The organism is Aeromonas sp. V90_14 (assembly GCF_029967615.1).
Taxonomy (GTDB): domain Bacteria; phylum Pseudomonadota; class Gammaproteobacteria; order Enterobacterales; family Aeromonadaceae; genus Aeromonas; species Aeromonas hydrophila.
In genome coordinates this window covers 17,828-30,185 of record NZ_JASCAS010000005.1, presented here as the reverse complement: position 1 = coordinate 30,185, position 12,358 = coordinate 17,828, and the positions used below count along the sequence as shown (strand labels likewise).

The window sequence follows — 12,358 nt, the reverse complement described above, 5'->3', positions numbered from 1 at the left end:
GCAAAACCGGCCTCCTGGCCGGTTTTGGTGGCGGAAACAATGAACAAGGCGCCCTCGGGCGCCTTGTCGTTTTTACTCCCGCATCGCCAGTCTGGCACTGAAGATGCCGCCCTCCAGCCGGGTCTCTATCTGCCAGCCCAGCTTCTCGCAGATGCGCTGGATGATGGTGAGGCCGCAGCCGTAACCGAGGATCTGATCCGGCGCGGCCGCGGTGGGGTTGCTGATGGTGAGCACGGGGCCGGCCAGCTCGATGTCGATGTGTCCCTCGGCGTAGCTGAGGGCATTCTTCAGCAGGTTGCCGAGCGCAATGGCGAGCAGGGAGAGGGGGGCCAGCGCCTCGCTCTCATCGTCCAGCTGCAACCGGATATCCAGCTCCTCCCGCTGCAGCAGCGGGGCGAGACGTGCCAGCTCCTGGCGAATGAGCGGCGCCACCTGCTGGGGCGGGCGCTCCACCGGCTCCTTGCGGCCCAGCAGCAGAAAGGTCTCGGTGAGCAGCGCCATCTCGTCGGCGGCGGCGCGAATGCGGGTGGTGGCGCGAGCGGCGGGCGCGGGCAGATCGCTCACCTTGCCGAGCAGGGCGGCCGAGCCCTGGATCACCATGTTGGGGGTGCGCAGCTCGTGGCTGGCGAAGCGGCTGAACTCCTGCTCACGGGCAAACACGGCGGCCACCTCCTGCTTGCCGGCCAGCAGCGCCAGCTCGATGTCTCTGAGCTCCTGCCAGGGGGCGTCGGGCACGAAGTCGGCCTGATCCGGGGTGAGGTGGGCGACCCGCTGCTGCAGTCGCTGCAGCGGCCGGGTGATGTGGCGCACCAGCCAGATGCCGAAGCCGATGCAACCGAGCAGCAGGGCCAGCCCGATCAGCCGGGTCGCCAGGTGCAGCTGATCCTCGTAAGGATCCAGGTAGTCGTCGGCGTCGTCGTTGAACACCAGGTAGAGCAGCCCCTCACCGGACGGATGGGGCCGCACCAGGAAGTGCTTGTCCTCGTCCCCCAGCACGTGTTCGTAGAAGCCCGGACTCTGGTAGGGCTTGAGCCAGACCGGCAGGCGGCCGGCCTCGGTCCAGTAGCTGGAAAACTGGCGCGGGCTGGGGGCGGGGGCTGCCATGCCGAGCCGCAGCCAGTCGTCGCTATAGCGGGTCACCTCGGCCTCCAGCCAGTGGCGCAGGCTGAGCTCCTCCATCTTGTCCTCGGCCACCACCATCAGCAGGCTGATGATGACCAGCAGCAGCAGGCCGGCGCCGCTCAGGGTGAGGATCAGGCGACGGCGCAGGCTGGGCAGGCTCATGATGGCCTCCCTGCGGGCTGAGTCAGGCAGCGCTGGCGGCTCATCATGGGGTCACCAGCCGATAGCCCTGGCCGTGCAGGGTTTCCAGCATGGGGGCGGGGAAGGGCTTGTCGAGGGCGTTGCGCAGGGCATAGATGTGGCTGCGCAGGGCGTCGGAGTCCGGCTCCTCGTCGCCCCAGACGGTGTCGAGTACCTCCTGGCGAGTAACAAGGGCAGGGGCCCGGCGGGCCAGCAGGGTGAGGATCTGGAACGGGATCTTGCCGAGTTTGAGCTCGACCCCGGCCCGGGTGGCGCGGCCGCTGGCGGGATCCAGGGTCAGCTCGCCCACGCACAGCGCCCCCATGTCGCTGCGCGGGCCGCGCAGGGCCAGCGCCTGCAGCCGCACTTCCAGCTCCTCCATGGCGAACGGCTTGACCAGATAGTCATCGCCGCCGGCCTTGAAGCCTGCCAGCTTGTCGTCCAGGCTGTCGCGGGCGGTGAGAAACAGCACGGGGGTCGGGATCCCCTGCTCCCGCAGGCGGGCCACCGTGCTGAGGCCATCGAGGCGCGGCATCATGACGTCCATGATGATGACGTCGAAGCGCTGCTCGGCCAGCAACTGCAGGGCGGCCTGGCCGTGGTAGGCGCAGTCCAGCCGGTGGCCCGCCAGCTCCAGATAATCCATGATGGTTTCCGCGACCTGGGGATTGTCTTCCACCACCAGTATTTTCATGCTTTGATCTCCTGGTCTTGACCGGTATTTCACGGTCATCTCACACCGGATGAGGCATCCTGTGTGGCAGTGTAACCCCGAGGATCCCCGATGAAGAAGTCTCTCTGCACTCTCCTGCTGCTGATCTTGTTGCCACTCGGCGCTGCGCAGTCGGCGGAGTTCAAATTGACCGGCCGCACCACCTGGCAGCTGGGCCAGCTGATGGTCAACGGCATTCCCTTTGTGCTCGACGAGCAGACCCGCTTCAAGGACGGGCTGAGAGAGGACGATCTCGGCGGTACCTGGGTCGACCTGGAAGGGGTGGTCGAGGGTGAGCTGCGACTTATTCGGGAGGTCGAGAAGCTGGAGGAGGATGACGAAATGGATCTGGAAGGGATGGTGGAGCAGGGGCGGATCTGGGGTTATGTCACCTCGGACGACAGCCTGGCCCTGTTCGAAGGACGCTGGCTGGAGCTGGAGTGCAAGTTTGACGGCATGCGTCTGAGCCGCTGCCGCGAGGATGACTGAGCCAGGCCGGCGTGGTGCTGGCGGAAAAATGGTACAGCTGGGTCCATAGTTAAACCTCGCACGGTTTGACCATGGGCCCTTTGTTATGACACGTACTTCCCTCTTGCTGCTGACACTGCCGCTCTGCGCCCTGGCCGCCGATGGCGAGCTCTGGCTGGTGGAGCTGGAACACAACGATGGCCTGCGCCTGCAGTTTCAGGGCGCCGAACTCGAACTCGGCAACGCCGCGCTGAGCGGGGTGGCAGGCAACGATGAGCTCAGACCCGGCATGCGTCTGGCCATCCTCAGCCGTGACGGAGTCGCCGAGCGGATCGGCATGGCCGACGCCATCGCCGGATTCTTGCCGACCAGCCAGTGGCGCCGGGCCGAAGCCTCCCTGCTGGCGGTTACGGGCCGCGCCCTGCGGCTGCAGGGGCTCGGCGTGCTTGCCTTCGATGACGACACCCGCTGGTTGAACGGCAGCCCGGCCGACCTGCAACCGGGTCGCAAGCTGGTGCTCAGTCGTAATGAGCAGGGCCGCCTGACCGAGATCCTGATCGCCAATCCGGAAGATGAACCAGAATAAGAACCGTGTCATCCCATGACTTAATATATATTTCGCTAAATTAGAAATATCTTTTTATCTATATCCAAAAAATGATTAAGTGATGAATGAAATAATAAAGTGAATGCTCTGATATTATTTCTGTTAATATTGGAAGTCCTCAACTTATTGTTTTATTAATATTATACATGCATTGAAATGTGGTCTGGATCGCATATTGAAGCCAATGTGACTGATATTGTCGTACTCACATGTCACCTGCTGATATATAAGCACTGGTGAATGTATGTCAATGTTCAATATATTGGGGTTGCTATGCAAAAACTAAAAATAACTGGCTTGTCATTGATCATATCCGGCCTGCTGATGGCACAGGCTCATGCGGCAGAACCCGTCTATCCAGACCAGCTACGCCTTTTCTCACTGGGCCAGGAGGTCTGTGGCGACAAGTATCGCCCTATTACTCGAGAAGAAGCCCAGAGCGTTAAAAGTAATATTGTCCATATGATGGGGCAGTGGCAAATAAGCGGTCTGGCCAACGGCTGGGTAATAATGGGTCCGGGTTATAATGGTGAAATAAAACCGGGCTCGGCGTCCAATACCTGGTGTTACCCGGTCAATCCTGTCACCGGAGAAATACCAACCTTGTCTGCCCTGGATATTCCAGACGGTGACGAGGTGGACGTGCAGTGGCGACTGGTACACGACAGTGCGAATTTCATCAAGCCAACCAGCTATCTGGCGCATTATCTCGGTTATGCCTGGGTGGGCGGCAATCACAGCCAATATGTCGGTGAAGACATGGACGTGACTCGTGATGGCGATGGCTGGGTGATCCGTGGCAACAATGACGGCGGTTGCGAGGGGTATCGTTGTGGCGAGAAGACGGCCATCAAGGTCAGCAACTTTGCGTACAACCTGGACCCTGACAGCTTCAAACATGGTGATGTAACTCAGTCTGATCGCCAGCTGGTCAAGACGGTGGTGGGCTGGGCGATCAACGACAGCGACACCCCGCAATCCGGTTATGATGTCACCCTGCGTTACGATACCGCCACCAACTGGTCCAAGACCAATACCTATGGCCTGAGCGAGAAGGTGACCACCAAGAACAAGTTCAAGTGGCCACTGGTAGGGGAAACCGAACTCTCCATCGAGATTGCGGCCAACCAGTCCTGGGCATCCCAGAACGGGGGCTCTACCACCACCTCCCTGTCGCAATCCGTGCGGCCGACGGTGCCGGCCCGTTCCAAGATCCCGGTGAAGATCGAGCTCTACAAGGCTGACATCTCCTATCCCTATGAATTCAAAGCTGATGTCAGCTATGACCTGACCCTGAGCGGTTTCCTGCGCTGGGGCGGTAATGCCTGGTATACCCATCCGGACAACCGCCCGAACTGGAATCACACCTTTGTCATCGGGCCGTACAAGGACAAGGCGAGCAGCATTCGCTACCAGTGGGACAAGCGTTACATCCCGGGTGAAGTGAAGTGGTGGGACTGGAACTGGACCATCCAGCAGAACGGCCTGTCTACCATGCAGAACAACCTGGCCAGAGTGCTGCGCCCGGTGCGGGCGGGGATCACCGGCGATTTCAGTGCCGAGAGCCAGTTTGCCGGCAACATCGAGATCGGTGCTCCGGTGCCGCTCGCGGCAGACAGCAAGGTGCGTCGTACCCGCAGCGTGGACGGCGCTGGTCAGGGCCTGCGGCTGGAAATCCCGCTCGATGCACAAGAGCTCTCCGGGCTTGGCTTCAGCAACGTCAGCCTGAGCGTGACGCCAGTTGCCAATCAATAACGGCAGTGCGTTGTAGTGATGGAACCGGGCCTCTGGCCCGGTTTTTGTTTGCACTGGTCGGGCTTGTTAAAGGCTTGTGCTTTCCATTTCCCCACTTATACTGGCGCCATCTTGTCGGAGTGCTGACCGTCGAACGACGCTAAGCTGAGACCGTTAATTCGGGATCCGTGGAACCTGATCAGGTTAAGACCTGCGAAGGGAAACAAGGGTAACTTGCGGGTTACCGCGCCGGGGCAAACCCTCGCTCAGCAGGAGCAGAGCCCCAGCCATCAAGGGTTCCGCCCGCGATGGTTCAGGCGCACAGAGGGGGAGGCTGTCCCGTCCGGTTGTCCATAGGGCGCCGGGTTTCCAGACTAGGGAAACACCGGGATGGCAGAGCAGGGAAGATCCATACCCGACTCACTCCCCCGAGCACACCCCGCCGCAAGTTCATCTTCTCCTCGAACTCCAGACAAGCAAATACCCATAACTTCAACCAGTTAATGTGAGTTTTGCTATGTCTACCAATGTTTCTGATACCGCCAAATCCAGCCGCCGCGAGCAGCGCTCCAGCGCCCAGACCTTTATCGACAACCTCAAAGGGATGGCTCACCCTAACTCCCGCCGCATCTTTATCGAAGGTTCTCGCGCCGATATCCGTGTTCCGCTGCGGGAGATCCAGCTGGCCGACACCTTCGTCGGCGGCACCAAAGAGGCTCCCCAGTTCGAGCCCAACGAGCCGGTGCCGGTCTACGACACCTCGGGCCGTTACGGGGAAGAGGGGGTCGCCATCGACGTGCGCCGTGGCCTGCCGCGCCTGCGGGAGAACTGGGTGCTGGAGCGCGATGACACCGACGCCCTGCCGGGGCTCAGCTCCACCTTCACTCAGGAGCGGCTGGCCGATGAGGGGCTGGATCACCTGCGCTTCGAGCATCTGCCGAAACCGCGCCGCGCCAAGCCGGGCCGCCGGGTCACCCAGCTCCACTACGCCCGCGCCGGCATCGTCACTCCCGAGATGGAATTTATCGCCATCCGCGAGAACATGGGGCGCGAGCGGGTGCGCTCCGAGCTCCTGCGCACCCAGCATCCGGGTCGCGATTTCGGTGCTCGCCTGCCCGAGAACATCACCCCCGAATTTGTGCGCGATGAGGTGGCCGCCGGTCGCGCCATCATCCCCAGCAACATCAACCATCCAGAAGCGGAGCCGATGATCATCGGCCGCAACTTCCTGGTGAAGATCAACGCCAACATCGGCAACTCGGCGGTCACCTCCAGCATCGAAGAGGAGGTGGAGAAGCTGGTCTGGTCCACCCGCTGGGGTGCCGACACAGTGATGGATCTCTCCACCGGCCGCTACATCCACGAGACCCGCGAATGGATCCTGCGCAACAGCCCGGTGCCCATCGGTACCGTGCCCATCTATCAGGCGCTGGAGAAGACCAACGGCATCGCCGAAGACCTCACCTGGGAGCTGTTCCGCGATACCCTGCTGGAGCAGGCCGAGCAGGGGGTGGACTACTTCACCATCCACGCCGGTGTCTTGCTGCGCTTCGTGCCGATGACCGCCAAGCGCCTCACTGGCATCGTGTCGCGCGGCGGCAGCATCATGGCCAAGTGGTGCCTCTCCCACCACAAGGAGAACTTCCTCTACCAGCACTTCCGCGAAATCTGCGAGATCTGCGCCGCCTATGACGTGGCCCTGTCGCTGGGCGATGGTCTGCGCCCCGGCTCCGTCTATGACGCCAACGACGAGGCCCAGTTTGCCGAGCTGCGCACCCTGGGCGAGCTGACCAAGATCGCCTGGGAGTACGACGTGCAGGTGATGATCGAGGGGCCGGGTCACGTGCCGATGCACATGATCGAGCGCAACATGACCGAGCAGCTGGAGCACTGCCACGAGGCGCCGTTCTATACGCTGGGCCCGCTCACCACCGATATCGCGCCGGGTTACGATCACTTCACCTCCGGCATCGGCGCCGCCATGATCGGCTGGTACGGCTGCGCCATGCTCTGCTACGTGACCCCCAAGGAGCATCTGGGCCTGCCCAACAAGGAGGATGTGAAGCAGGGGCTCATTACCTACAAGATCGCCGCTCACGCCGCCGATCTGGCCAAGGGGCACCCGGGCGCCCAGATCCGCGACAACGCCATGTCCAAGGCGCGCTTCGAATTCCGCTGGGAGGATCAGTTCAATCTGGCGCTGGATCCCGACACCGCCCGTGCCTACCACGACGAGACACTGCCGCAGGAGTCCGGCAAGGTGGCCCACTTCTGCTCCATGTGCGGGCCCAAGTTCTGCTCCATGAAGATCACTCAGGACGTGCGCGATTACGCGGCAAAGCTTGAGGCGGTAGAGATCAAGCTGGTCGGTATGGATGGCCGGCAGGAGCAAGTGGTGGCTCAGGTGGAGAGCGGCATGGCTCGCATGGCGGAGACCTTCAAGGAGACCGGCGGCGAGATCTACCATCAGGCGGCGGCGCTGAAACAGGCCGCAGGGGAGGAGGCGTGAGCAGCGCAAGCGGGGCTGTCAGCCCCGCCGATCTGCTGCCTGTGACGGACTCGCTGCCTGTGGTCTGGACCATCGCCGGTTCCGACTCCGGCGGTGGCGCCGGCATTCAGGCCGATTTGCACACCTTGCACGACCTCGGCGTGCACGGCTGCTCGGTCATCTCCGCCATCACCGCCCAGAACTCGGTGGCGGTGAAGATGGTCGACCCCGTGCTGATGCAGACCTTCACCGCCCAGATCGACGCCCTTAGCGTCGATCTGCCGCCTGCCGCCATCAAGATTGGCCTGCTGCCGACCCGGCTCCATGTGGAGGTGCTGGCCCGCCGACTGGCTGCCATCGAGGCCCCCTTCGTGGTCTACGATCCGGTGGCCATCGCCAGCAGCGGCACCCCGATGGCGGAGCCCAATATGCTGGCGGCGGTGCGCGAACAGCTGTTGCCGCGCCTCTCGCTTATTACCCCCAATGGCCCCGAGCTGGAGGCCCTGACCGGACTGCCGGTCAGCAGCCCCGAGCTGGTGCGCCTCGCCGCCCGGCGGCTGCGTGAACTCGGCGCCCGCGCCGTGCTGGTCAAGGGCGGCCATCTTGAGTGGAGCGGGGAGCTGTGTCTGGACTACTACCAGGATGAGACCCGCGAATTCTGGCTCGCCGCGCCGCGCCTCGATACTCGCCATGGCCACGGCACCGGTTGCTGCTACGCCAGCGCCATCGCCGCCGTAGTGGCGCAGGATTATCCGGTGGAGGACGTCATCACCCTCGCTCGTGCCTACCTGCAACAGGGGCTGGCGGCGGCGCAGGGGGTGGGGGCAGGCCCCGGCCCCATCGCCCATCTTGGCTGGCCGAGCGAGCTTGCCCACTTCCCCCGTGCCGTGCTGGCGGGTTCAACGCTCGATCGCCGCTTCGGGCTTTATGAAGCGAGCAGCGCCCGCCTGCCGGATGGCCCCTTTGCCGCCACCGAGCACAACCTCGGCCTCTATCCGGTGGTGGATTCGGTCAAGTGGCTGCGCCGCCTGCTGGGGCAGGGGGTCAAGACCATCCAGCTGCGGATCAAGGATCTGCCCGCCGCTCAGGTGGCACCGGCCATTCGTGATGCGGTAGAGCTCGGTCGCCGCCATGGGGCGCGGCTCTTTATCAACGACTACTGGCAGCAGTCCATCGAGGCGGGCGCCTGGGGCGTGCATCTGGGGCAGGAGGATATGGAGACCGCCGATCTCGCCGCCATTCAGGCGGCCGGGCTGCGCCTTGGCATCTCAACCCACGGCTACTTCGAGCTGATGCGGGCACGCGAGCTGGCCCCCTCCTATATCGCGCTCGGGCATATCTTCCCGACCAACACCAAGGCGATGCCTTCGCGCCCGCAGGGGCTGGTGCGGCTGCACCGCTACCGCGCCCTGATGGCGGAGTGGCCGACGGTGGCCATCGGCGGCATCAGCGAGGAGCGGGTAGCGGCGGTCAAGGCAAGCGGGGTCGGCAGTATCGCGCTGGTCTCGGCCATTACTGCCAGCGACGACTGGCAGGGGGCGACCGAGCGGCTGCTCGCCGCCGTGGGGGCGGGGGATGAGCCGCACTCGGCGCAGCTTATGACCGACATGCAGGAGGCTGTCCATGCTCTCTGATGCTGAGTATTTGCGATACGGCCGCCAGCTGATGCTGGCGGAAGTGGGCGAAGAAGGGCAAGCACGGCTGAAAGATAAGTCTGTGCTGATCGTCGGTCTCGGCGGGCTTGGCTCGCCGCTTGCCCTCTATCTGGCCGGGGCCGGGGTGGGCACCTTGTGGCTGGCCGATAGCGACACGGTGGATTCCAGCAATCTGCCGCGCCAGATCCTGTTTGATAGCGAGGCGGTCAACCACTCCAAGGCGGAGCTGGCCCGCGAGCGGTTGGCCGCCCACAACCCGCTGGTGGAGCTGATTGCCATCAATCTGCGGCTCGATGCTGCCAGCCTGCCGGAGTTTGTGGCCGAGGTAGATCTGGTGATCGACTGCTGCGACAACCTCGTCACCCGCCAGGCCATCAACGCCGCCTGCGTGGCTCAGGGCAAGCCCTGGATCTCCGCCGCTGCGGTGGGCTGGCAGGGGCAGCTGATGGCGCGCACAGGTACGGATCACGCCTGTTACGCCTGCCTCTATCCGCTGGATATCAAGGTGAGCCAGAGCTGCGAGACCAGTGGCGTCACCGGCCCACTGGTCGGGGTGATGGGCTCTTTGCAGGCGCTGGAGGCATTGAAACTGCTGCTCGGGATGCCGAGCCCGGTCGCCGGCACATTGCGCCGCTTCGATGCTTTGACCCATCAGTGGCAGACCCTCACTCTGGCTCCCGACCCTGATTGCCCGGTTTGCGGGCAGCGCAAGGAGATCACTCCATGACCTTGACCATTCGACTCAACGATAAAGCCCAGCCGCTGACGGCAGGGCAGAGCGTGGCCGACCTGCTGGCGGCGCAAGACGTTAATCCACAGGGGGTTGCGGTGGCCCTTAACGGCGCCGTGCTGCCCCGTGGCTGCTGGGCCGAGACCCGTCTCAATGACGGGGACGAACTTCACCTCTTTACCGCCATTGCCGGAGGCTGACCCATGATGCTCGCAGTCCCATCTTTGAGCGCTCTGCCTTGCGGCGGGGCCTCATCTCTTCTTATCGCAGTGGCCGGAGGCTGACATGCTCAAGATTGCCGATCACACCTTCTCTTCGCGCCTCTTTACCGGCACCGGCAAGTTTGCCCGCCCGGATCTGATGGCCGCCGCCACCCTGGCGAGCGGCTCCCAGCTGGTTACCATGGCCATCAAGCGGCTCGAACCGGGCAAGGCCCACGACGATATCCTGAGCCCCTTGCTGCAACTCGGGGTCAAGTTGCTGCCCAACACCTCCGGCGCCAAGACCGCCGCCGAGGCGGTGTTTGCCGCCCATCTGGCCCGCGAGGCGCTGGGGACAAACTGGCTGAAGCTGGAGATCCACCCCGACCCGCGCTATCTGCTGCCCGATCCCATCGAGACACTGAAAGCCGCCGAGCAGTTGGTGAAAGAGGGCTTTGTGGTGCTGCCTTACTGCGGCGCCGACCCCGTGCTCTGCAAGCGGCTGGAAGAGGTGGGCTGCGCCGCCGTGATGCCGCTGGGCGCGCCCATCGGTTCGAATCAGGGGCTGGTGACCCGGGAGTTTCTCTCCATCATCATCGAGCAGGCCAATGTGCCGGTCGTGGTGGATGCGGGGATCGGTGCGCCGAGCCATGCCGCCGCTGCCTTTGAGCTGGGCGCCGACGCCGTGCTGGTCAACACCGCCATTGCCGTCAGCGGTGACCCGGCCGCCATGGGCCGCGCCTTTGCGCTGGCCTGCAGCGCCGGTCGCAGTGCCTATGAAGCCGGTCTCGGCGCCCGCGCCCTGCAGGCGCAGGCCTCCAGCCCGCTCACCGATTTTCTGGGGGCGTTATGAATCAGGGTTTAGAGGGGATGGATGCCTCGGCTATGGGCTCGCTACCACAAGATCAGTTAGCTGTTCGCCCCCCTCTCCCTTTGGGAGAGGGGCTGGGGGTGAGGGCTCCGGGGGCAATGGAATCAGAAATTGCCCCCTCCTTTCTCGACCGTTGGCAGAAGCTGGAGTGGGACGATATCGGTATGCAGATCCGCGCCAAAACGGCGGCCGATGTAGAACGGGCGCTGACTACCTCCCGCCGCACTTTGGCCGATTTTATGGCGCTGATCTCGCCGGCTGCCGAGGCCTATCTGCCGCAGATGGCGGCCGAGGCCGAGCGGCTGACCCGCCAGCGTTTTGGCAACACCATCGGCTTCTATGTGCCGCTCTATCTGTCGAACCTCTGCGCCAACGACTGCACCTACTGCGGCTTCTCCATGAGCAACCGCCTCAAGCGCAAGACCTTGAATAGCGAGGAGATTGAGCGCGAGTGTCTGGCCATCAAGGCGCGCGGTTTCGACAGCGTGTTGCTGGTGACCGGCGAGCACGAGCACAAGGTGGGGCTCGCCTATTTTCGCGAGATGATGCCCATCATCCGCCGCCATTTCAGCACGGTGGGGATGGAGGTGCAGCCCCTCTCGCAGGATGAATACGCCGAGCTGAAAAGCCTCGGCCTCGATGCCGTCATGGTCTATCAGGAGACCTACCACGCCCCCACCTACGCCCGCCACCACCTGCGCGGCAACAAGCGGGATATCGCGTGGCGCCTCGCCACGCCGGATCGGCTCGGCCGCGCCGGCATCGACAAAATCGGGTTGGGGGCGCTGATCGGCCTCTCCTCGGACTGGCGCGCCGACAGCTACTTTGTCGCCGAGCATCTGAGCTGGCTTGAGCGCCACCACTGGCAGAGCCGCTATTCGCTCTCCTTTCCGCGCCTGCGCCCCTGCACCGGCGGGCTGGAACCGGAGGTGATCATGTCGGATCGCCAGCTGGCCCAGCTTATCTGCGCCTGGCGCCTCTTCTCGCCCACGCTGGACTTGTCCCTCTCGACCCGCGAGTCCGCCACCTTTCGCAACGGCGCGGTGCGCCTTGGCATCACCCAGATGTCGGCTGAGTCGCGTACCCAGCCGGGGGGCTATGCCGAGGGGGATGCGGAGGAGCTGGAGCAGTTCGCCATCCATGACGACCGCCCGGTAGGGGAAGTGGCCGCCGCCGTGCGGCAGGCGGGTTTGCAGCCGGTGTTTAAAGATTGGGAGCCGTTTTTAGGTCGTTAACGACGTTTACACCTGCGGTAACTGATTGCGGCAAGCAGATCGGAGGGGAAGATCCCCGCCACTGCTTGCCGCTTCGCTTTGTTTGCTCCAACAGAATTGTTTCTCTGGTGTAATGATTGATCTTGATATCGTTTCGCCAGTGTAAAAGTCGTGGCTGCTGGTCAGCTTATCGAGTGGGTCATTGCGACCATTAGCAATGGCCGATTTGGGGATGGAGCTTCCTTCGCTCACAATAAATGTTATGCCGCGCACTACACAGATAGTGATGAGAACTGTTTGGCTAGTTAAGTGACAAATTTGCAGGAAAGCTCTTTTGTTGAGTGAGGTAATGTGTAGTGAATTTTACACATCAGCAT

11 protein-coding genes and 1 riboswitch are annotated in these 12,358 nt (G+C 63.2%); of the genes, 9 read left to right on the top strand and 2 right to left on the bottom strand.

Features of this window, described 5'->3' with window-relative positions:
* Positions 1-72: 72 nt before the first annotated feature.
* Positions 73-1,284, bottom strand: a complete 1,212-nt coding sequence (locus QLG02_RS05790; protein WP_024945661.1) for a HAMP domain-containing sensor histidine kinase — start codon at positions 1,282-1,284, stop codon at positions 73-75.
* A gap of 43 nt (positions 1,285-1,327) precedes the next feature.
* The gene (locus QLG02_RS05785; RefSeq protein ID WP_010635346.1) at positions 1,328-1,996 is read right to left on the bottom strand and encodes a response regulator transcription factor; all 669 of its coding nucleotides are present in this window, start codon (positions 1,994-1,996) and stop codon (positions 1,328-1,330) included.
* Between the two features lie 90 nt (positions 1,997-2,086).
* On the opposite strand from QLG02_RS05785, the gene QLG02_RS05780 reads away from it, so the two are divergent.
* The 9 genes from QLG02_RS05780 to thiH all read left to right on the top strand — a co-directional run bounded on the left by QLG02_RS05780 (position 2,087) and on the right by thiH (position 12,002).
* Positions 2,087-2,503, top strand: a complete 417-nt coding sequence (locus tag QLG02_RS05780; RefSeq protein WP_282464752.1) for a hypothetical protein — start codon at positions 2,087-2,089, stop codon at positions 2,501-2,503.
* An 85-nt stretch (positions 2,504-2,588) separates the two neighbouring features.
* Positions 2,589-3,068, top strand: a complete 480-nt coding sequence (locus tag QLG02_RS05775; RefSeq protein WP_016349216.1) for a hypothetical protein — start codon at positions 2,589-2,591, stop codon at positions 3,066-3,068.
* A gap of 294 nt (positions 3,069-3,362) precedes the next feature.
* On the top strand, positions 3,363-4,844 hold the full coding sequence (gene aerA, locus QLG02_RS05770) for a beta-barrel pore-forming toxin aerolysin (RefSeq protein WP_282464751.1): 1,482 nt from the start codon (positions 3,363-3,365) through the stop codon (positions 4,842-4,844).
* Between the two features lie 105 nt (positions 4,845-4,949).
* Positions 4,950-5,063: riboswitch (TPP riboswitch) on the top strand.
* 277 nt (positions 5,064-5,340) lie between these two features.
* Positions 5,341-7,332: a phosphomethylpyrimidine synthase ThiC gene (thiC, locus tag QLG02_RS05765; RefSeq protein WP_282464750.1), complete on the top strand. Its 1,992-nt coding sequence runs from the start codon at positions 5,341-5,343 to the stop codon at positions 7,330-7,332.
* Positions 7,329-8,945, top strand: a complete 1,617-nt coding sequence (gene thiE, locus QLG02_RS05760) for a thiamine phosphate synthase (protein WP_282464749.1) — start codon at positions 7,329-7,331, stop codon at positions 8,943-8,945. Before thiC ends, thiE begins: the two co-directional genes overlap by 4 nt.
* Positions 8,935-9,693 (top strand): HesA/MoeB/ThiF family protein, encoded by a 759-nt coding sequence (locus QLG02_RS05755; RefSeq protein ID WP_282464748.1) that lies wholly within the window; start codon positions 8,935-8,937, stop codon positions 9,691-9,693. Before thiE ends, QLG02_RS05755 begins: the two co-directional genes overlap by 11 nt.
* The gene (thiS, locus tag QLG02_RS05750; protein WP_282464747.1) at positions 9,690-9,896 is read left to right on the top strand and encodes a sulfur carrier protein ThiS; all 207 of its coding nucleotides are present in this window, start codon (positions 9,690-9,692) and stop codon (positions 9,894-9,896) included. The genes QLG02_RS05755 and thiS overlap by 4 nt, the downstream gene beginning before the upstream one ends.
* Positions 9,897-9,981: 85 nt before the next feature.
* Complete coding sequence (locus QLG02_RS05745) at positions 9,982-10,749, top strand: thiazole synthase (protein WP_282464746.1); 768 nt, start codon at positions 9,982-9,984, stop codon at positions 10,747-10,749.
* Positions 10,750-10,865: 116 nt separating this feature from the next.
* A complete protein-coding gene (thiH, locus tag QLG02_RS05740; protein WP_282464745.1) occupies positions 10,866-12,002 on the top strand; it encodes a 2-iminoacetate synthase ThiH in 1,137 nt (378 codons plus the stop codon).
* Positions 12,003-12,358: the final 356 nt, after the last annotated feature.